The organism is Jiangella ureilytica (genome assembly GCF_004348545.1).
GTDB classification, from domain to species: Bacteria; Actinomycetota; Actinomycetes; order Jiangellales; family Jiangellaceae; genus Jiangella; species Jiangella ureilytica.
Genome location: NZ_SMKL01000032.1, coordinates 14,777 through 36,075, shown reverse-complemented (window position 1 = coordinate 36,075; position 21,299 = coordinate 14,777). Strand labels below are relative to the sequence as shown.

At 73.5% G+C, this 21,299-nt stretch carries 14 protein-coding genes and 1 pseudogene; 9 read left to right on the top strand and 6 right to left on the bottom strand.

The genetic code is table 11. The features are described 5' to 3' along the window. Window positions 1-105: 105 nt before the first annotated feature. From E1212_RS15485 to E1212_RS15475, 3 genes are all read left to right on the top strand, one after another. Complete coding sequence (locus tag E1212_RS15485; RefSeq protein WP_162605489.1) at window positions 106-612, top strand: enoyl-CoA hydratase-related protein; 507 nt, start codon at window positions 106-108, stop codon at window positions 610-612. Window positions 613-684: 72 nt separating this feature from the next. Further along, a complete protein-coding gene (locus E1212_RS30780; protein WP_275296176.1) occupies window positions 685-3,453 on the top strand; it encodes an AAA family ATPase in 2,769 nt (922 codons plus the stop codon). A gap of 13 nt (window positions 3,454-3,466) precedes the next feature. Next, window positions 3,467-6,256 (top strand): AAA family ATPase, encoded by a 2,790-nt coding sequence (locus tag E1212_RS15475; RefSeq protein ID WP_131983989.1) that lies wholly within the window; start codon window positions 3,467-3,469, stop codon window positions 6,254-6,256. Here the strand turns inward: E1212_RS15475 and E1212_RS15470 are convergent. The 3 genes from E1212_RS15470 to E1212_RS15460 all read right to left on the bottom strand — a co-directional run bounded on the left by E1212_RS15470 (window position 6,240) and on the right by E1212_RS15460 (window position 10,718). Continuing rightward, window positions 6,240-7,154, bottom strand: coding sequence for an NADP-dependent oxidoreductase (locus tag E1212_RS15470; RefSeq protein WP_131983987.1), 915 nt, complete (start codon window positions 7,152-7,154; stop codon window positions 6,240-6,242). The two genes, E1212_RS15475 and E1212_RS15470, sit on opposite strands and share 17 nt — an antisense overlap. An 11-nt stretch (window positions 7,155-7,165) precedes the next feature. Beyond that, window positions 7,166-7,879, bottom strand: a complete 714-nt coding sequence (locus E1212_RS15465; protein WP_131983985.1) for a DJ-1/PfpI family protein — start codon at window positions 7,877-7,879, stop codon at window positions 7,166-7,168. Between the two features lie 106 nt (window positions 7,880-7,985). Continuing rightward, complete coding sequence (locus E1212_RS15460; protein WP_131983983.1) at window positions 7,986-10,718, bottom strand: helix-turn-helix transcriptional regulator; 2,733 nt, start codon at window positions 10,716-10,718, stop codon at window positions 7,986-7,988. Window positions 10,719-10,915: 197 nt separating this feature from the next. Between E1212_RS15460 and E1212_RS15455 the strand changes: the two genes are divergently transcribed. The 4 genes from E1212_RS15455 to E1212_RS15440 all read left to right on the top strand — a co-directional run bounded on the left by E1212_RS15455 (window position 10,916) and on the right by E1212_RS15440 (window position 15,963). Beyond that, window positions 10,916-12,418: a hypothetical protein gene (locus E1212_RS15455; protein WP_131983981.1), complete on the top strand. Its 1,503-nt coding sequence runs from the start codon at window positions 10,916-10,918 to the stop codon at window positions 12,416-12,418. A 104-nt stretch (window positions 12,419-12,522) separates the two neighbouring features. After that, on the top strand, window positions 12,523-13,698 hold the full coding sequence (locus E1212_RS15450) for a VOC family protein (protein ID WP_131983979.1): 1,176 nt from the start codon (window positions 12,523-12,525) through the stop codon (window positions 13,696-13,698). A 40-nt stretch (window positions 13,699-13,738) separates the two neighbouring features. Further along, on the top strand, window positions 13,739-14,512 hold the full coding sequence (locus tag E1212_RS15445; protein WP_131983977.1) for a DinB family protein: 774 nt from the start codon (window positions 13,739-13,741) through the stop codon (window positions 14,510-14,512). 197 nt (window positions 14,513-14,709) lie between these two features. Further along, entirely contained in the window at window positions 14,710-15,963 is a 1,254-nt protein-coding gene (locus tag E1212_RS15440) for an MFS transporter (protein WP_131983975.1), read from the top strand. Here the strand turns inward: E1212_RS15440 and E1212_RS15435 are convergent. The 3 genes and pseudogenes from E1212_RS15435 to E1212_RS15425 all read right to left on the bottom strand — a co-directional run. Continuing rightward, window positions 15,950-16,225 (bottom strand): annotated as a pseudogene (locus tag E1212_RS15435) (hypothetical protein); the annotation flags it as partial. The gene E1212_RS15440 and the pseudogene E1212_RS15435 sit on opposite strands and share 14 nt — an antisense overlap. A 147-nt stretch (window positions 16,226-16,372) precedes the next feature. Beyond that, window positions 16,373-18,274 (bottom strand): CheR family methyltransferase, encoded by a 1,902-nt coding sequence (locus E1212_RS15430; protein ID WP_131983971.1) that lies wholly within the window; start codon window positions 18,272-18,274, stop codon window positions 16,373-16,375. A gap of 17 nt (window positions 18,275-18,291) precedes the next feature. After that, window positions 18,292-19,320: a chemotaxis protein CheB gene (locus tag E1212_RS15425; protein ID WP_131983969.1), complete on the bottom strand. Its 1,029-nt coding sequence runs from the start codon at window positions 19,318-19,320 to the stop codon at window positions 18,292-18,294. Between E1212_RS15425 and E1212_RS15420 the strand changes: the two genes are divergently transcribed. Next, window positions 19,204-20,739, top strand: coding sequence for an ANTAR domain-containing protein (locus E1212_RS15420; protein WP_238992356.1), 1,536 nt, complete (start codon window positions 19,204-19,206; stop codon window positions 20,737-20,739). The genes E1212_RS15425 and E1212_RS15420 overlap by 117 nt on opposite strands. Window positions 20,740-20,804: 65 nt before the next feature. Beyond that, complete coding sequence (locus E1212_RS15415) at window positions 20,805-21,290, top strand: deaminase (protein ID WP_162605488.1); 486 nt, start codon at window positions 20,805-20,807, stop codon at window positions 21,288-21,290. Window positions 21,291-21,299 lie beyond the last annotated feature (9 nt).

Genomic DNA, 21,299 nt, shown 5'->3' with positions numbered 1-21,299 from the left:
CGCACGTCGCCCCTGTGGAGGACCCTGGCCCGGCCCCTGGTCCCCCGGGTGCGGCCAGGGCATTCCACGGGCGCGACGGCGGGCGCCCGCGGCCACGCTGTGGTGGTGAGCGTGCTCCGCGGTGACCCGTCCCCGAACGGCCGGCATCCGCCGTCGTCGTGGACCAGCCTGCGGGTCGAGCGGCCCAGCACCGGCTGCTGCCGGGTGACGTTCGACCATCCACCGTCGAACACGGTGACCGCGAGCATGATCGCCGAGCTGGCCGAGCTGGCCGTCCTGATCGAGGCCGACCCGGACCTGAACGTGGTCGTCTTCGACAGCGCCGACCCCCGCGTCTACCTGGCCGGCCCGGCCGGGTGGCCGGCCTGGCTCGCCGTGCTGGCACGGATCGCGCGGGCGCCCGCCGTCAGCATCGCCTCGGTCCGGGGCCGGGCCGACGGTGCGGGGCGTGAGTTCGTGCACGCCTGCGACCTGCGCTTCACCGCGCACGAGACCGCGGCGGTCGAGGACGTCGCCGCCCGGCTCGCGGGAGCCGACCGCGAGGTGCTCCGGCGGGTGAAGGCGTGCGCGCGCCGGGCAGCATGGCGCCGCGACTTCTTCGCGGACTCGTGAGCCGAACCCCTCGGGGGCATTGTGTGGGCGCGATCCCCGGTGGGACCGTGTACACAGTCTCGTGGAGGGATCGTGTCCTGGGGTCCGCAGGGTCGAGCGCCCAGCCTGCGCGGACGGCGGCAGGAGCGCGAGGTCCTGGAGGGCCTGGTGCACGCCGCCCGTGCGGGACGAAGCGCTGCGCTCGTCGTGCACGGCGAGCCCGGCATCGGCAAGTCGGCGCTCCTGGGTGTGCTGGCCGACGCCCCGGGCTGCCGGGTGGTCCGGGCGGCCGGCGTCGAGTCGCAGATGGAGCTCGCCTTCGCCGGCCTGCACGAGCTGTGCCGGCCGCTGCTCGACGGGCTCGACCGGCTGCCCGAGCCGCAGGCGCACGCCCTGGGCACCGCGTTCGGGCTGCGTTCCGGCGGGCCGCCGGACCGCTTCCTCATCGGGCTCGCGGCGCTGTCGCTGCTCGCCGACGCTGCCCGGGAGCAGCCCCTGGTCTGCCTGGTCGACGACGCCCAATGGCTGGACCAGGCCTCGGTCCAGGCCCTCACCTTCGTGGCCCGGCGGCTGGCGGCGGAGTCCGTCGCGCTCGTCGTCGCCGTCCGGACGGGGACGGCCGAGCGGCCCTGGGCCGGCCTGCCGCGGCTGGCCGTCCGGGGACTGCCCGACGGCGAGGCCGGTGAGCTGCTGGCCTTCGCCGTGACTGGCGCGCTGGACCCGAGGGTGCGGCACCGGATCCTGGCCGAGACGCACGGCAACCCGCTCGCGCTGCTGGAGCTGCCGCGGCTGTACTCGGCGGCGGAACTGGCGTTCGGTCCGCAGCCGGGCGATGTCGCGACGCTGATCGGGCGCATGGAGGAGGGCTTCCGGCGCCGGCTCGGGCTGCTGCCGGATCCGTGCCGGCTGCTGCTGGCCGTCGCCGCCGCGGAGCCGCTGGGCGACGTCGCGCTGCTGTGGCGAGCGGCGGAGTCGCTCGGCGTGGGACCCGGCGCCGCCGGCCCGGCCCAGGAGGCGGGGCTGATGGAGCTGCGCGACACGGTGCGGTTCCGGCATCCGCTGGTGCGCTCGGTGGCGTATCGGTCGGCGACGGCGTCCGCGCGGCGGGCGGCGCACCGGGCGCTCGCCGACGCCACGGACCCGGAGCAGGACCCGGACCGGCGGGCCTGGCACCGTGCCCAGGCGGCCACCGGTCCCGACGAGGCGGTGGCCGCGGAGCTGGAGCGCTGCGCGGGTGACGCGCTGGCCCACGGCGGGCTGGCCGCCGCGGCGGCGTTCCTGGAGCGGGCGGCGGTGTTGACGCCGGACGCCGCGGTCCGGGTCCGGCGCGAGCTGGACGCGGCCCGGGCGCTGATGAACGCGGGCAGCTTCGACGCCGCACGGGACCTGCTGACGGTGACCGCGTACGAGCCGCCGACGGCACTGCAGCGGGCCCGCCTCGACGTCCTGCGGGCCCAGCTCGAGTTCGCCTCCGAGCGGGGCAACGAGGCACTGCCGCTCCTGGTGGCCGCCGCGCGCCGGCTGGAGCCGCTCGATCTCGAGCTCGCGCTCGACTGCCACCTGGACGCGTTGACCGCCGCGCTGTTCGCCGGCCGGCTCGCGCCCGGCGGGGGAGCGGCCGAGGTGGCGCGGGCCGCGCGACGCGCGCGGATGCCGGCCCGGCCGCGTCCCGGCGACCTGCTGCTGCAGGCCATGGCGGCGCTGTACGCCGACGGGTACGTGGCCGCCGTGCCGTCGCTCGCGCGCGCCGCGGCCGCGTTCGACGACAGCGACCTCTCGCTGGAGGAGGGAGTGCGGTTCCTGTGGCTCGCCGCCGTCGTGGGCAACGACCTGTGGGACGAGCGCGCCTGGGACCGCATGACCGACCGCCACCTGCGGCTCGTCCGCGAGGCCGGAGCGCTCAGCGCGCTGCCGCTGGCGCTGAACACGCGGGTCTTCGTGGACCTGTTCGCCGGCGACCTCGCCGCCGCCGCGGCGCTGGTCGAGGAGATCGGCGCCGTCACCGAGGCGGTCGAGGCACCGCTGCCGCCGTACGGCGCCGTCGGCCTCGCCGCGTTCCGCGGCCGCGAGGAGGAGGCGGCCCCGCTGCTGGCCGCGGCGCTGAAGGAATCGACCGCCCGCGGCGCCGGCATCGGCGTCTCCCTGGTGCACTGGGCCCAGGCGATGCTCTGCAACGGACTGGGCCGCTACCGCGAGGCCTGCCAGGACGGCCGGCTGGCCGCCGCCCACCCCGAGGAGATGGCGGTGGGGACCTGGGGGCTGGCCGAGCTGATCGAGGCCGCCGTCCGGGCCGGGGAGCGCGAGACCGCGGCCGCCGCCGTCGGGCAGCTCACCGAGATGACCCGCGCCAGCGGCACCGACTGGGCGCTGGGCGTGGCGGCGCGATCCGAGGCGCAGCTGCTGGACGGTGGTGCGGCCGAGGACCGGTACCGCGAGGCGATCGACCGGCTCGGGCGCACCGCCGTTCGTACGGAGCTGGCCCGGGCGCAGCTGCTCTACGGCGAGTGGCTGCGGCGCGCGGGCCGCCGGCTCGAGGCACGCGACCAGCTGCGCACCGCGTACGACGCGCTGACGGCGATGGGAGTCGAGGCGTTCGCCGGGCGTGCCCACCGTGAGCTCTCGGCCACCGGCGAGACCGTCCGCAAGCGCAGCGACGACACCAGGCACGACCTCACCGCGCAGGAGTTGCACATCGCCCGGCTCGCGGCCGAAGGGCTGACCAACCCGGAGATCGGGGCGGAGCTGTTCATCAGCCCGCGCACCGTGGAGTGGCACCTGCGCAAGGTGTTCGCGAAGCTCGGGATCTCCGCGCGCCGGGAGCTGCGCGACGTCCGCGGGCCGACGCTCTCGTCGCCGAGCTAGGACAGGAGACCGCATGTCCTCTCAGCGAGCATTGATCGGACGCGACCGTGAGCGCGAGGTCCTGAGCGCCCTCGTCACCGACGTCAAGGCGGGGCGCGGCCAGGTTCTGGTCCTGCGCGGCGAGGCCGGCATCGGCAAGACCGCCCTGCTCGATCAGCTGACCGACCAGGCCGACGGGTGCCGGCTGGGGCAGGCGGCCGGAGTCGAGTCGGAGTTCGAGCTGGCCTTCGCGGGCCTGCACCAGCTCTGCCGCCCCTTCCTGTCCGGGCTCGACAGGCTGCCGGCGCCGCAGCGGGCGGCCCTGGGCACGACGTTCGCGCTGCGGCCCGGCCCGCCGCCGGATCGGTTCGTGGTCGGGCTCGCGGTGCTGAGCCTGCTCTCGGAGGCCGCCGAGGAACAGCCGCTGATCTGCGTCGTCGACGACGCCCACTGGCTGGACCAGGCGTCGGCGCAGACCCTGGAGTTCGTCGCCCGCCGGCTGCATGCGGAGCGAGTGGCGCTCGTCTTCGCGACCCGCGACACCGTCGGGTCGCCGGCCACGTTCGCGGGGCTGCCGGACCTGGTGCTGGGCGGGCTCAGCGGCCGCGATGCGGCGGCGCTCCTCGAGACGACGGTGGCCGGCCGGCTCGACGTGCGGGTGCGCGACCGCGTCCTGGCCGAGGCGCACGGAAATCCGCTGGCCCTGATCGAGCTGCCGCTCCAGGTGTCGTCGGCCGCGCTGTCCTTCGGGCCCGATGCCGTTCCGGCTCTCGACCCGACCCTGACGGGCCGCCTCGAGCAGGGGTTCCTGCGCCGGCTGGAGGCGCTGCCGGCCGAGTCGAGGCAGCTGGTGGTGCTGGCCGCCGCCGAGCCGGTCGGCGACGTCCGGCTGCTATGGCAGGCGGCGGAGCGGCTGGGCCTCGGGGAGGGGGCACTTGCGGAGACCGGCGGGCTGCTCGACCTGCAGCACCGGGTGGTGTTCCGGCACCCCCTCGTCCGCTCGGCCGTGTACCGGGCCGCGTCTCCGCTGTCGCGGCGGGCCGCGCACGGCGCGCTCGCCGAGGTCACCGACCCGGCCGAGGACCCGGACCGGCGGGCGTGGCACCGGGCCCGTGCGGCCGAGGGTCCGCACGAGGCGGTCGCGGCGGAGCTGGAGGAGTCGGCTGATCGGGCGCTCGGCCGCGGTGGCGCCGCGGCGGCCGCGGCGTTCCTGGAGGCGGCCGCGACACTGACGCCCGATCCGGCACGCGCGGCCCGCCGGTCGCTGGCGGCGGCCCGGGCGAAGGTGACCGCCGGCGCCTTCGGCGAGGCGCAGACGCTGCTGGCCGCGGCGCAGGCCGGGCCGTTGCGGGAGCCCGAGCAGGCGCAGGTCCAGTTGCTGGCCGCGCAGATCTCCGCCTACTCCGAGCACGGGAACACCGCGCTCCCGCTGCTGCTCGCCGCCGCCGCGCGGCTGGAGGCGTCCGACCCGTCGCTCGCACGCGAGACCTACCTCGACGCGTTCGCCGCGGCCATGTTCGCCGGCCGGCTGGCCGCCGGGAGCGACTCCGGGGCCGGCTTCGGGATGGGCCAGGTGGCGGCCGCGATGCGCGGGCTGACGCTGCCGCCGTCGCCGGCCAGGCCGGATCGTCTTCTCCAGGGCATCGCCGTGCTGTTCACCGACGGCCATGCCGTCGCGGCGCCGGGCCTGCTGGCGACCGTGGGCGCCTTCGGCGCCGACGAGCTGACGATGGACGAGGCGGTCCGCTTCGCCTGGCTGGCGGCCTGCGTGGCCTGTGACCTCTGGGACGACGGCAACTGGGACGTCCTGACCCGGCGGCATCTCGAGGCCACCCGCGACATCGGGGCGCTGAGCGTGCTGCCGGTCGCGCTCACCAGCCGGGTGATCTACGACCTGTACAGCGGCGACCTGGATGAGGCCGCGGCCCTGGTGGCGGAGAGCCACTGGATGGCCGACGTGACCGGCGGGCAGAACACGATGCTTCCGTACGGCGCCGTCTGCCTCGACGCGATGCGCGGGCACACCGCGGCGGCGGAGCGCGGCTTCGGCCGGCTGCTGAGCGACATCGCGGCACGCGGCGAGGGGGTCGGGCTCAACATGGTCGGCTGGTTCCAGGCGGTGAGCGCGAACGCCCTCGGCCGCTACGACGACGCGCAGCGCGCCGCCCGCCTCGCGTCCGGCTCGCCGCTGGAGCTGGGCCCGCCCAAGTTCGCCCTCGCCGAGCTGGTCGAGGCCGCCGTCGGAGCCGGCGACACCGACACCGCTCATAGCGCGTTCGAGCAGCTCACGTCCTTCACCCGGGCCAGCGGCACCGAGGCGGCCCTCGCCGTCGAAGCCGGCCGGCGCGCCCTCCTGCTCGCTGGGGCCGACGCCGAGGACGCCTTCCGCGAGTCGATCGAGCGGCTGGCCCGTACCACCCTCCGCGTCGAGCACGCCCGGGCCCGGCTCCGTTACGGCGAGTGGCTGCGCCGCGCCGGCGTCGACCGGCGCGCCGAAGCGCGCACGCAGCTCCGGTCCGCCCACGACGCCCTGTCGTCGATGGGGGTGGGCGTCTTCACCGAGCGGGCCCGGCGCGAGCTGGCGGCCACCGGTGAGATGCTCCGGCCGCGGCCGGTGGACACGACGCCCGCGGACCTCACGCACCAACAGGCCCATATCGCGCGCCTCGCCGCCGACGGCCTGACCAATCCCGAGATCGGCGCCGCGCTGTTCCTCAGCCCGCGGACGGTGGAGTGGCACCTGCGCAAGGTCTTCGCCAAGGTGGGCGTCAGCACCCGGCGCGAGCTGCGGCAGTCGCTCCTCGCCGCTAGGCGACGCGGATGATCGTCTTGCCGGGAGTCCGGCTGCCGGGATCGAAGGCCGACGGCGCCTCGGCGAGGGTGTGCACGGCGCCGACGATCGGGGCGAGCCGGCCGTCGCGAACGCGCCGGGCGAGGCCGGCGAGCTGACGGCGATCCGGCTCGACGACGAAGAAGACGGCCCGGCCGTCGCCGGGCCGCACCCGGGGCGGCTCGGCGATGGTGACGAGGGTGCCGCCCGCACGCACCAGCGCGGCGGAGCGGTCGAGGATCTCGCCGCCGATGACGTCGAACACGAGGTCGACCTCGCCGGCGTCCTCCAGCCGATCGGACTGCAGATCCAGGAACGTGTCCGCGCCCAGACCGAGGGCGGTGTCGCGGTCGCGGACCCGGCCGGTACCGATGACCCGGGCGCCCGCGTCGCGGGCGAGTTGCACCGCGATCGACCCCACCCCGCCCGCGGCGCCGTGGACGAGCACGCTCTGCCCGGCCTCGAGCCGGCCATGGCGGAACAGGGCCTGCCACGCCGTCAGTCCGGAGATCGGCAGTGCGGCGGCCACGGTGTGGTCGATGTCGGCGGACAGCGGGGCGAGGTTGCGGGCCTCGACCGCGGTGTACTCCGCCAGTGCGCCGTCGCGGGCCCAGTCGGTCAGGCCGAACACCCGCTGACCGACGGTGAGACCGGTGGTTCCGTACCCGAGTTCCGCGACGACGCCCGAGAGCTCGTGTCCCGGAACGCTCGGCGTCCGGTCGTGGCCGTTGCGGTCGGTCCAGGTGGCGGGCCACTCCAGCTCTCCGGGCGTGAACCCGGCGGCGTGGACGCGCACGACGACGTCGTTCTCGGCGGCATGCGGATAGGGCAGGTCCGTCAGCGCGAGCCCGCCGATCCCGGCGGCGCGATCATGAACGGTGACGGCCTTCATGACGGGATGCCTCAGCGCTCCTCGTCGCGGCGATCGGGAAGGGCGGTGAACGCCCCGAGGTCGAGGGTCTCGATGTCGCCGAAGGCGCGGTCGAGCGAAGTCGGCTGCGGCGGTGCGGGCTCGCGGCCCCGGAGCGCGCCGGTCAGCCGGGCCCAGAGGTTCCGGTGCGGCGGCCGGACCCGTTCCGTGCGTGCGGCCACTGCGGTCGCGCCGATGCGGGCGACGAGGTCGGTGCCGCCGTAGGTCCGGGCGACGATCAGCGCGGCCTGGAACGCGGCCGGGCCGCCGGAGCAGGTGATGACGGGCCCGTCGATGACCAGCCGCTCGTGCGACGCGTGCGCGCCGTAGCGCTCGAGGAGCGGGCCGGCCAGCCAGTGCGTGGCCGCGGTGGCGTCGTCGAGCAGGCCGGCCGACGCCAGCAGAGTGGACCCCGTCGAGCTGGCGAGCAGCCATCGCGGTGACACGCGGCGCAGCCAGGCGGCGATCTCGGGGTGGTTGTCGGCTCCGACGCCCCCGGGGACGGCGACGATCTCCGGGTCGCCGACCTCGTCGAACGTGGCATCGACGGTCTGGACGCCGCCCGGGCCCGGTACCTGGCCGAGCGCGGAGCCGACGGTGACGGTGCGGACGTCGGGGATCTGGGACAGCACGAACCGGAAGATCTCGGCCTCGTCGGCCGAGACACCGCGGTAGGCGACGATCGCGCACGTCGAGCCGGCATCCATGACAACCCCTCGTCACCAGTCAGCATAGGCCCGGCCGGCCCGCTCCGGTCGAGCCGGCGGGCCACGCCGTTGTTCTCGTGCTGACCGGCGGCCGCCTTCTCGCAGGTCAGCCGCGTGCTCGGGCGCTGGCCAGGGACGCCAGCTCGGTTCGGTTGGCCACCTCGAGCTTGCTGAAGACATGCGCCAGGTGGGTCTTGACCGTGCCCCGGCCCATCAGCAGCCGGGCGGCGATCTCGGGATTGCTGAAGCCCTCGGCCACCAGTGCGACGACCTCCAGCTCCGTGGGGGTGAGGCTGGCCCAGCCGCTCGCCGGCCGGCCGCGCGGGCCACGAGCGCGGCGGGCGAAGCCGACCGCCTCGTCGAGGCCGAGCCCAGCTCCCTCGCGCCAGGCCGTGTCGGCGGCGTCCGCGCCGAGCGTCGCCCGGAGCCCGGCCAGAGTGGCGACGAACAGCCGCTGCTGACCCGGGGGCCGCGGCAGGCCGAGGGCCGAGCGGGCCGCGTCGGCGGCGCCGAGCACGCGGACGTCGTCGGGCGTGGACCGGATCGCCGACCCGTGCCGGGCCAGGGCCTCCAACGCGTCGGGCAGGCCGGCCCGCAGGCCGTGTCCGGCCTGGTGGGTCAGGGCGTCGTGGGCCAGCTCGACGGCCTGCGACGCGCCGTCGGTGGTCGCCGCGGCGAGCTCGGCCTGAGCCAGGCGGGCGACCGACCGGACCCGCGGCATGCCGAGCCGGGACGCGGTGGCCACCGCACGCTCCAGCGCGACGGTCGCATCCGCCGCGTCCCCGGCCGCCGCCAGGACGGCGCCGAGCTCGGCGAGCGACTGCGCCGCGATCCAGGAGTCCACCCCTCGATCGGAGGCGGCCGCGCCCCGGCGGAACCAGCCGGCCGCGGCGGCCGGGTCGTCACGGCGGACGGCGAGCAGGCCGAGGGCGTACGGCAGGCCCGGGACGAACACGTCGTCGTCTCCGGCCAGTCGCAGCAGCGGTTCGAGCACCTCCTCGGCGGCGTCCGGATCGCCCGCCCGGATGTGCACGACGGCCTGGACCGCGCGGGCCATCCCGACCCGCAGGATGTCGCCGAGCGGCAGGGCGACGCGCAGCCCTTCGGCGGCCAGCATCCGGGCCCGATCGACGTCACCGGTGGCCAGCGCGCCGGTGGCCTGGAAGCCGAGCATCGTGGCGGCGATGCCACGATGCTGACGGACCAGCGCCGGGACGATGTCGTCGAGGACGGAGTCCGCCTCGGCGTGCCGGTCGCGGTGATGCAGGACCAGCGCCTGCACCGCACGGCTGCTCAGCGCCGCCAGCCCGTCGGCGGCCGGGGCCGCGGCGGCGGCCTGTTCGGCCAGCTCCCAGGCCTGGTCGAAGTCGGTGTAACAGGCCCCGACGGCGGCCAGGTCGAGGCACAGCGCGCGAAGGTCGTCGTCACCGAGCTCCGTCGCCAGCTCCAGGGCGCGGGTCGCCGCGTCGTACTCCAGGTCGAGCGGGGCCGCGGTGTCCAGGACGAGGGCCAGCCCGGTGAGCAGCCGCGCCTGCACGATCGTGCGCTCGTCCGGAGCGAGCCCGATGGCCCGGCGAAGGTAGGCGACGCCCTCGGTGCCGCGCCGGTCCAGGTGCCACAGCCACGCCATCGATGCCGCCAGGCGCCGCCCCGTGTCCGGGTCACCGCCGTCCAGCGCCCAGCCCAGTGCCGCGCGCAAATCGGCGTACTCCCGCTGGAGCGTCGCCTGCCACCGGTCGGGCTCGGCCTCGCGCCAGGCGTCCGCGGCCTCGACGAGGCCCGCGTAGTACCGCAGGTGCCGGCCATGGACGACGGTGTCCTCGTCCGTCTCCCCGAGCCGGGCGCCGGCGAACGCCCGGATCGTCTCGAGCAGCCGGTAGCGCACTTCTCCGGCGTGCTCCTCGGTCATCACGAGCGACGCGTCGACCAGCCGTGCGAGCGACGCCAGCTCATCACCGGCCGGGACCGGCGGGCCGTTGCCGACCGCCGTCGCCGCGTCCAGGGGGAACGGCCCCGCGAACACCGACAGCCTCCGCAGCAGCGCCCGGTCGACCTCGTCGAGCAGCGCATGGCTCCAGCCGATCGAGGCGGCGAGCGTCTGCTGCCGGCGTTGCGCGTTGCGCGGACCCCTGACGAGCAGCCGGAACCGGTCGTCCAGGCCCGCGAGGATCTGCTCGGCGGACAGCGTGCCCAGCCAGGCGGCCGCCAGCTCGAGCGCCAGCGGGATCCCGTCGAGGTGCCGGACGATCGCGCGGATCGCCGCGGCGCCGGCCGGATCCGGGCGGTACGACGGGCGGACCAGCGCTCCCCGCTCGAGGAACAGCGTCACCGCCTCCTCGTCGCCGAGCGGAGGCACTCGCCAGACCTGCTCGCCGCCCAGCCGCAACGGCTCGCGGCTGGTGACCAGGACGGCCGGGCCGGCCTGCACGACGGCATCGGCCACCGAGGCGACCTCGTGGCCGAGGTGCTCGGCGTTGTCCAGGCACAGCAGCGCACGCCGGCCGGCCAGGTGCGCCGCGAGGGAGGCGAGCGGACCGCGCCCGGGATCGACCAGCGCACCGGTGACCTCTGCCGCGGCGCCGGCCACCGCCGAGCCGTCGGACAGGCCGGCCAGCTCGACCCACCAGACGCCGTCCGGGAACGCGGGAGTCAGCTCGCGGGCCACCTCGATCGCCAGCCGCGTCTTGCCGGCACCGCCGGGGCCGGCCAGCGTTACGAGGCGATCGCGCGCGACCAGGCCGGTCACGACCCGCACGTCGTCGGCGCGCCCGACGAACGACGTCGCCGGCCGCGGGAGGCCGCGTCCCGCCGAGGGGCGCGTCGTTGGCTGCTCGGTCATCGGGGCCTCATCCTGCCAGGCCCGGCCGCCTGCCGGCCACGTCGGCCACCGGGCGGCGAGGTTCGGCTCCCTGCCGGCGAGGTCGGCCACCTGCCGTCGGGGTTCGGCCACCTGGCAGATGTTCCGGGTCGCTGTCACGCCGAGGCTGATCGCACCGACCTCGAGCGTCCGTCTCGAGCCCGACCCGAGGAGCATCGATGATCTCCGACACCTCGATCGGCCCCGGCCCGCTGGTCGTGTCCGCCCGCAACCCGCGCTACTTCGCGCACCGCGACGACGACACCGGCCGGGCCGTCTACCTGACCGGATCGCACATCTGGAACAACCTGCAGGACGGCATGGGTCCCGGCGCCGAGGCCCCCGACGTGCCGGAGCGGATCGACTTCGACGCCTACCTGCGCTTCCTCACCGACCGCGGCCACAACCTGATCCGGCTGTGGCGCTGGGAGCAGTTCCGGTCGCAGGCGGCCGGCGGCAACTACCACCTCGACATGTCTCCGCAGCCATGGGCCCGCACCGGGCCGGGCACCGCCAAGGACGGCAGACCGCGGTTCGATCTCGAGCGATTCGACGAGGCGTTCTTCGACCGGCTGCGTCAGCGGGTCGTGCGGGCGGGCGAGGCCGGCGTCTACGTCGACGTGCTTCTGTTCGACGGGTGGGCCCTGCACCTGAGCCCGCCGCCGGACCACATCGAGGGGCATCCGTTCCACGCCCTCAACAACGTCAACGGGGTGTCCGCGGAGTCGATCGACGACCTGCAGGTGCTGCCGCTCGACCCGCGCGTCGAGGCGATTCAGCGGGCGTTCGTCACCGAGGTCGTCGACACGCTGCACGACCTGCCGAACGTGCTGTGGGAGGTGGCCAACGAGTCCACCGGCGACGGTGCGGTGAGCCAGGAGTTCGCCGAGTACCTGGGGATGAAGGAGGTTCCGTCGTGGGGTGACTCGACCGCCTGGCAGTACTGGGTGATCGACGTCGTCCGGCAGCACGAGCGCGACCGCGGCTACGACCCGCACCCGATCGGCATGACGATGCAGTTCCCGGTCCGGGACCAGACCAGGGTCAACGAACCGCTCCTCGCCAGCCGGGCCGACTGGATCTCCCCGGGCTACGACGACGACCGGTTCACCGACGGCCGCCACCCGATGGACCCGGGCGCGGAGCCCTCGCGCTGGTTCGCCGATCCGCCGGTCGCCGACGGCCGCAAGGTGGTGATCAGCGACACCGACCACTACGCCCCCGGAAGCGCCGACGCGCTGTGGGCGTGGAAGTCGTTCCTGCGCGGCCACCATCCGATCCTCATGGACTTCGGGCTGATCGGCGGCCTCGAGCCGACCGGCACCGCTGACCCGGAGGCCGGCGTCCCGCCCTTCGAGTACTACGAGGCGGCCCGGTACGCGATGGGCGACACCCGTCGCTACGCCGAGCGGCTGTCACTGGCCGACACCCAGCCGCGCACCGACACCGCGTCGACCGGATACGCGCTGGTCGCTCCCGGCCGCGAGGTCCTCGCGCTCGAACCGTCCGGTGGCACGCCGTTCACCGTCGACCTCGCACCCGGCCGGTGGCGGGCGGAGTGGTTCGACGTGAGCCGGCGTGTCGCGGCGGACGCCGACGCCGTCGAGGTCGCCGTGCCCGGGCCCGTCACGTTCACCGCGCCGTTCGACGGACCCGCGGTGCTGTACCTGCGGGCGGCGTGACGGCGCGCGAACAGTGGCCTCGTGGAGCCCGGCAACCCTCGAACCCCACCACCGCGCGGGGCACCGTCGACCGATCGTCCGCAATCGGCTCTACAGTGCCGGGCATGACGGAGCTCGGAACGGATTGGCGGGTGGTCGACGGCGTTGCGGCGGCATGGTTCGACGTGCCTTCTCTGATCGAGGGGGCTGCGCTGGCCGGGCGCATCGCGGAGCTGTCGGCCGAGATCGTGGTCGACCTGCGCGCGACAGGCATGCGGGTGCGCCTCGACTCGGACGAGCACGCCGAGGCGGTGTCGGGGGCCGCACGGGACCTCGGACTTGCCGCGAACCCTGCCGTGCTGCAGCACCTGAGCGTCGTGTTCGAATCCGCGAACCCGTCTGGGGTGAGGCGGTTCTGGCAGCGCGCGCTCGACTACGCCCCTGGGGACGACGGCGGATTGACGGACCCGTTGCGGCGCGACCCCGCGATCCGGATCCGGCAGTCGACCGAGCCGCGGCCGTTGCGCAACCGCATCCACCTCGACGTGGTGCGGCCGGCCGCGGCGGTCGAGCAGGCGGGTCTCGGTGAGGCATCGGGACCGTTCGGGGTCTGTCACACCGACCCCGACGGCAACGAGGTCGACCTGGTGCCCGGCGCGGCGCTCGGCGAGAGCATCGGCACGGCCGACTGGCAGGCAGTGTTCAGCGCGATGGCGTGCTACCGCGTCACCTCGCCGGCGCAGCAGCGTGACCTGGCCGCCGCGGCAGCGGCGCTGGCCGACGCCACCGGCTTCCCGTTGCTGGTCGACCTGCGCCCCGGGCTCGTGATCATCGACAGTGGCAAGGACCAGTGGGTGGACGACGCCCACGGCCTCGAGCTCGACTTCACCGATCTCGCCGCGGACCTCCAGACCGCTGCCCGCGAGCTCGGGGCCACTGCGGATCCATGGCTGCCGCGCTTCACTCAGCTCTTCCTCGACGCCGCCGACGTCGCCGCCGTCCGCGCGTTCTGGGCCGCCGCACTCGGCTACACCGACGACCGGCGAGCCTGGGTCAACGACATCCACGATCCGCGGCGACTGAACCCGGAGCTGGTGTTCCAGGAGATCGATGCGTCGGAGACGGCGCGGCGCCGGCAGCGCAACCGCATCCACGTCGAGCTCGCGGTGCCTTCGGACCTCGCGCAGACGCGCCTCGCCACGACCGTCGCAGCCGGTGGCCGGCTCCTCGACGCGTCGGAGGATCGCTGGCGGGTCGCCGACCCCGAGGGCAACGACCTGGTGATCGTCGCTGGGGCATGACCTCGCGTTCGGCTGAGTTCCACCTGCGAGGATTCCTGCCATGACGGCATCGACCCGGTCCGGTGACCTGCGAGGGACGGAGTTCGTCGATGCGAACCTGAGCGGGTCGCGTTTCGTCCGGACCGATCTCTCCGGTGTGGTGATGCGCGCCGTCGAGCTGGATGGGGCCGATATCGACGCGCCATGGCTGCTGTCCGGCGAGATCTCCCTGCTCGTCAACGGCGTGGACGTGGCGCCGTTCGTCGAGGCCGAGCTCAACCGCCGCTTTCCCGGCCGCGCCGACAGGCGCGCCGAGGATCCGGATGGCCTGCGTGCCGCCTGGGCCATGATCGAACGCGCCTGGACGGCGGCACTCGATCGCGTCGCGACCATGCCCGCGGGCACTGCCGATGTGTCGGTTGCGGGGGAGTGGTCGTTCGCGCAGACGCTGCGCCACCTCGTCATGGCCACGGACACGTGGCTGCGACGGGCGATCCTGGACATCGAGCAGCCGTTCCATCCCATCGGCCGGCCGAACGCCGAGTACGAAGCCGACGGGAACGACATGTCGGTCTTCACGACGACCGCGCCGTCGTTCGCGGAGGTCCTCGAGGTCCGAGCGGGACGCGTCGCGATGGTGCGCGACTTCCTCGCCGCCGTCACAGCGGACGACCTGACCGCGGCGCGGCGGAATCCGTGGGCGCCCGAATACCCCGAGACCACGCTCTCGTGCCTGCACACCATCCTCGAAGAGGAGTGGGAGCACCACCGCTACGCCGTCCGAGACCTCGACGCGATCGAGGCCGGGAACGGCGTGCCGGCTGACGACGCCTGAGAGTCGCCGCCATTCCCTTGTCGAGGCCGCTCCTCCGCCGCGCGGATGACCGCGTCGGCCGGCTCGGCGACGTGGTTCTCCCGCAAGGTGGCGACCGAACGCGCGCTGAGGCGTGCCGACGGACCCCGGTCGCGGCCGGTTCTGCTGGCAGCAGAGCGCCGCCGGGGCGTGCGCGGTCCGACCCGTAGGCTCCCGCTGTGGGCAAGCGGCAGCCGCTCGGGCGGGCGTTGAGGAACGTGGTGGCGGCGAACGTCAGCTCGAGCCTGGGCGACGGCATCGCGAGGGTCGCGGCTCCGTTGCTGGCGGCGCGGCTGACCGACGATCCGCTGCTGGTCGCCGGCATCGCCGCGGTGGCGATGCTGCCGTGGCTGATCTTCGCCATCCCGGCCGGGATCCTGCTGGATCGCATCGACCGGCGACGTGCCATGACCCTGGCGAACGGGGCGCGGGCGCTTCTCTCGGTGCTCCTGCTGGTGCTGTTCGCCACCGACGGGCTGACGATCTGGTGGCTCTACGTCGTCGTGTTCGTCTACGGGGTGTTCGAGACGATCTACGACGGCGCGATCCGGGCGGTCCTGCCCTCGATCGTCGCCACGCCGGACCTGCCACGGGCGAACTCCCGGGTCGAGGCGGGGGAGATCGTCGTCGAGCGCTTCCTGTCCGGCCCGCTGACCTCGGCGCTGTTCGCGGTCTCCGTGGTGATACCGCTGGGGATCAACGCCCTGACGTACGCGGTCGCCGGCATCCTGGCCGTGTTCCTCCCCGTCGCGGCCGCGGGCGCTCACCGCACGGACCCGACCGGCGAACCACACATCGCCTGGTACCGGCAGTTCAGCGACGGGTTCCGCTACCTCATGGGCAACCCGATGCTGCGCAAGCTCTGGATGATCAGCGTGGTGATCGCCCTGTTGTTCTCGGCCGCCACGGCGACGATGGTGCTCTACGTGCTGAACCGGCTCGGGCTGCCGGAGGCGTGGTACGGCGGGTTCATCCTGGCCGGCGCGGTGGGCTCCCTCGGCGCCGCCGCGCTCGCCAACCGGCTGAAGGAGCGGTACCGGGCCGGGCCGGTGATGGCCGTGGCGCAGACCGTGGCGCTGGCGGCGCTGGTCCTGATGGGCGCAGTCCCGGTGCTCGGCGTGGTCGCGTTCGGCTATCTCCTCTCCGCAGGCGGCACGACGGTGTGGAACATCCTGGTCATGTCGCTGCGCCAGGCCGCGATCCCGAGCCGCCTGCTGGGCCGTGTGCACGGCACCTGGCGCACGTTGCTCTGGGGCACCATGCCCCTCGGATCGCTGGTGGGCGGGGTCCTGGGCCGGATCGATCTGCGTGCCCCGTTCCTGATCGCCGGCGGTGCGGCGACGCTGGTCACGCTCGCATCGTTCCGGTTCCTCTCCGGCCTGCCGAACCCGGAGGATCTCACCGACGCGGACGCCGGTGTCAGGACGCGGTGAGGTGCGCCTCGGCGGTGGCGACCGCCGCCGGGCCGGCGATCCGGCCGTAGGTCTCGAGGAGTCTCGGCCAGATCTCGCTGACGGCGGGGTACGCGGGCCCCGCGTGCCAGAGCCGGTCGATCGTGACCTCGCCGACGATCGCGAGGGTCGCCGCGTGCAGGAGCTCGGCGACGTCCTGGCCGACGACGGTCGCACCGACGACGACGCCACGGTCTTCGTCGGCCACGAGCTCGGCGCGACCGGTGTAGCCATCGGCGTGCACGTGGCGCCGGGCTTGGGTGAGCCGCGCCCCAGGTAGTGCGGCTCACCCAAGGTGGAGCGACGAACCCGGCACGTGGTTTGAACGCGGGTCAGTCCGGGCGCCCATACCCGCGAAGGGCCTGGGGCACGCCGCGGAATCGACGCCATCTCATGAGTTGCCGAAACCATCGACCAGCGGGCTGTCGGACTCCGCCGGCGGCTGGCCGCCGGGGGGCTCGATCACGTCCATCACCAGAATGGCGCCTGGAGTGTCGTCCGGTTCCAGCCGCATCGGGGTCGCGGTGACGTGGACGGCGACCGGCCGGCCGCGGCGATTCACCGCGTCGATCGTGATGGTCTCGTGGTCGCCGTCGTTCACCAGTTGCCGCTTGAGCATCGGTACGAGCTGTTCCAGCGGCAACCCGATGTCCAGCGCGAACAGCGGCACGCCGACGGCCTCATCGGTCCGGACTCCCCAGAGGTCCGCAGCCTTGCTGTTCCATGCGAGCACCGTGAGGGCGCCGTCGACGACCACGACGCCGTTGTCGATGCTGCTGAGCACCGACGTCATGAAGAAGTTGAGCCGGGTGACCTGATCCTGCTGCTCGCGTAGGGCGTCATTGGTGACGCGGAGCTCGTCGTTCATCGACTGCAGCTCCTCGTTCATCGTCTCCAGCTCTTCGTTCGTGGACTGGAGTTCCTCGTTGGTGGTCTCCAGCTCTTCGACCGTCGACTGGAGCTCCTCATTGGTGGTCTCGAGTTCCTCGTTCGTGGACTGCAGTTCCTCGTATGCCGTCTCGAGCCGCCGGGTCGAGGCGGACAGCTCGTCCTGCAGCTGGCGGTGGTGGGTGACGTCGTGGAAGATGACGGTGGTGCCGATGGCGGTGCCCGACTCGTCGTGCAGCGGTACCACCTGCAACTCCATGAAGAGCGCATCGCCGCCGGGACGGTGCCAGGTGATGTCGCGGACCCACACGTGGCGTTGCCGGCTGGCTGCCTCGTCCAGATGGCTGCGCAGTTCGATGGGGCGATAGGAGATCTCGAGGTCCTGGATCGGCCGTCCGGCGTCGCGTGACGTGAGGCCGAACAGGTTGCCGGCGCGATTGTTGGCCATCGCCAGCCTGCCCTCGGGATCGAGGACCAGCTGCGCGGCGGCCGACGACATGAAGCCGGCGTCGCGCAGAGCGCCGAGCTGCGCCGACTCGCCGTTCCTGGCCCGTGGGTGCGCCGCCGCCGCGACGAAGCGCCGGTCGGGGTTCTCCGTGATGGTCTTGCGGAAGAACCGCTGACGCAGGTCGACGGCTCGGAACAGGTCGGCGTGGCTGAGCAGCATCTCGGCCTTGCCGAGGAAGAGCACGCCGTCGGGTCGCAGCGCGAAGTGCATGCGCTGCAACATGCCGGCCTGGGCGTCGGCGGTGAAGTACATGAGCGCGTTGCGGCACACCAGCACGTCGACGTGCGAGATCGGCGCGTCCTGGACGAGGTCGTTGCGGCCGAAGATCACCGAGCGGCGCAGCTCCTTGCGGAACAAGTAGCGCTGGCCATGCTGCTCGAAGTACCGCTGGCGCAGTTTCTCGGGAACGTTCTGGACGTCGCGCTCGGAGTAGGCGGCCGCCCGGGCGACGGACAGCGCTTCCTCGTCCACGTCTGTGGCGTAGATCTTGACTCGCTCCCGGAACGCCTCGACGCCCAGCACCTCGGCGAAGACCATGGCCAGCGTGTAGGCCTCCTCGCCGGAGGCACAGCCCGCGCTCCACGCCCGCAGTGGTTGCTCGTCGCGGCGGGCCAGCAGATCCGGCAGGACGCGCTCTCGCAGGTGGTCCCAGGCGTCGGCGTCGCGGAAGAAGCTGGTGACGTTGATGAGAATGGTGTTGAAGAGTGCGGTGAACTCCTCGGGATGCACCGTCAGATGGTCGTGGTACTCCTCGTAGTCGTCGATGCCCACCGACTCCATCCGCCGGCGCACGCGGCGCATCAGGCTTGCGCGTTTGTAGCCGGTGAAGTCGAAGCCGCGTTCGTCGCGCAGGAAACCGAGGAGCGCTTCGAACGCCGGGTCAGTCTCTGCGGGCACGGCCGCATCCTTCCGGATCAGGTGGCCTGCTCGGCCGCGTCCAGGGCATCGTAGGCGCTGCCCACATCCAAGGTGGCGATGAGGTCTCTCACGATCGCGGCGGCGCGTTGCACGTCGCCGGCGTCGTCCTCGAACCGTCCGGCCGTGAGTTCGCGACCCTGATCGCGGGCGCGCCGGCTGGAAGCGAGCGTGAACGCTGCCTTCTCCTCCAACGCGCGCAGCGCCATCCAGAGTGCGCCCTCGAGGGAGGCGGACTGTTCCGCGGCCAGGCTCTGCGGAGACCAGGCATGACCGACCCGGCACCGGAAGCGGCGCAGGCCGCCCTCCTCGATCTCGAACAGCGATCCGGCGCAGTCCGGGCAGGAGTACCCCGAGGCCCGACCCGGCCGCTCCGGGTCGTTCAGCGCTTTCATATCGATCTTGGCCATGGCGCTCTCCGCTTCCATGAGTGGCGAGGCCGGCGGCTCGGCAGCCACCGGCCGGTCGGCGAAGTGCGCCACGAGGTGGGCCGGGATCTTTCCCACCGGAAGGCTCAGGCATCCGGGAGCAGCCTCGAGGGCGGCCAGCGCCATGCTCGAGTGCAGGGCTTCGTCGGGATCCTGGACGACGCCGTGACCGCCGCGCAGGGTGACGGCGACCATGCCGGCCGCACCGTCGTCGAGTGACCCGGAGAGCACGACGCCCGCCACCCTCGACCCGAGCACACGGGCCGCGGTACGGAACAGCACGTCGACGGCGGGCCGGTGTCCGTTCTCCTTCGGTCCCCGCGAGAGGGTGACCGCGTGGTCGTACACCACCAGGTGGTGATCGGGCGGGGCGACGAGAATCGTTCCGGATTCGAGCGTGTCGCCGTTGCGCGCGTGCCTGGCGGGCAACGGCCCGGCGCGATCGAGGATCTGCGGCAGAACGCTCGTTCCGGTGGCAGGCACGTGCAGTACCACGAGGACCGCCGCCGGAAAGTCGGCGGGGAGCGACGAGGCGAATTCCTTGAGCGCCTCGACCCCACCCGCGGACGCGCCGACCACGACGACATCGCTGGTGATCATCGGAATTCGCCTCGACTCCGTAGGCTCCGTTGGCCACACCGTACCCTCGTTTGGCCGGACCATGGCCTGGGTACCCACTCGGCCATGAGTGGGGAGGACACGGCACAGCCGACGCTGGCGACGGGGCCGCCGACGTTCTTCGAACGCGAGCTTGCCAGCCTGCGCGCGCAGATCGACCGGCTGGGAGGCGACGGAGCTGCCGTCGAGGGGCAGCCCGACCTGCGTCTGCAGTACCTGGCCGACCTGCAAACGGCCCACGAGGAGCTCCGGGTCGCCGACGAAGAGGTGCGCGCCCAGCAAGAGGAGCTGGAGCGGCTGGTCAGCACGCAGCAAAGCACCCGCTGGCAGTACGAGCGGTTGATCGCCCTGCTACCGGTGGCCGCAGTGGTCACCGATGGTCAGGGCCTCATCACCGTGGTGAACGCCGTGGCGGCCGGCCTGCTGGGCGTCCGGATCGACCGCTTGCTGCGCAAGCCCCTGCAGGTATTGATCGAGCCGCAGTCCCGGTCGCAGGTCCGTCGGGCGCTCAACGACGAGCTCGTGCCAGGTCAGCTCATCCAGGAGTCGGTGCGGATCCGAACCCGCCGAGGTGAGCTGATCGCCGTCGAGCTGCTCGGGACGGTGACCGCGAGTGGAACGGCCGGCGAGACCGAGGTCACCTGGCTGGTACTCGACGGCGAGGCGGGGATGCTGCCTCGTCACGAGGAGTCCACCACTCGCCTCGCGACGGGGCTGGTGCAACTCACGCAGCTCCCGCTGCATGCCGGCCGCGTCCGCGACATCCTGCACTCGGCCGCGCATATCTGCGCAGTGGCGCTCGGGGACGATACAGCGGTCAGCGTGACCCTCGGCCCACCGGCCGAACCGGATGCGGTGGCGACGACGACCAAGCTGGCCCAGAGCCTCGACGGCGCTCAGACGATGGCCGCGCAGGGACCGAGCCAGTCGGCCTGGGACGAGCTGCGCACGGTCACAGCTGCCGACCTGGCCAGTGACCCGCGCTGGCCGATCTTGAGCCGGCTCGCCACGGACCTGGAGGCTCGTGCGCTCGTCGCCACGCCGCTCACGGTCGGCGGGGTCCCTTTCGGCACGCTGAACGTCTACGCGCCCGCGGCGATGTCCGACCACGAGTTCGCGACCCGTGTGGAGACACTCGGCGCCGCCATGGCGGCTGTCCTTCACGAGCTCGAGCTCAGGCACGAGCTGCAGGTCAACGCGCTCCACCTGCAGCGGGCGCTGCAGAGCAGGCCGACCATCGACATCGCCAAGGGCATGATCATGACTGCTCGCCGCTGTAGCCCGGACGAGGCGTTCGAGGCGATGGTCCGCATGAGCAAACGCACCAACACGAAGGTCCGCGATGTCGCCGCGCGTATCGTCGCCGACGTCACCCTCGGGCGTCAGCTGAAACTGGAGTGACGTCAGCAGACCGGCGCGCCGCGCACCCCCGGATGTTTCGACGCTTCAGACGGCGGGGAGGCCGAATGTCTGACGGCGACAGCGACGGTGCCGCTGCGGCCAGGGGACCGGAATCCCACGTACGGGAGGCGATGCGGCTCGCCGAAGAGGCCGCTGCTGCGGGCAACCGGCCCTTCGGCGCCGTCGTCGTCGATGCCCACGGCGTGGTCGTCGTGCGTGAACGCAACCGGGTGGCCGAATGGAGGGATCCGCTCGCCCACGCAGAGATCAATGCCATCAGGGCGGCCTGTCGCGCTGCCGGCACGGTCACGTTGACAGGGTTCCGCCTGTACACGAACGCGGCTCCGTGCGCGATGTGCCTCTCGGCCATGGTCATCGCCGGCATCGCCGTCGTGGGCTACGGAGCGCCGCGCGAACCGGGGACCGTTCCAGCGGTCGGGGTCGCCGAACTCGCGAGCAGATCCGGTCCGAACCGCATCGAGATCCAGTCGGACCTGGTGCGAGCCGAGGCCGTTGCGCAACTGAAACGGCTCACCGGCACGGCCACATGAGGCGCGGGC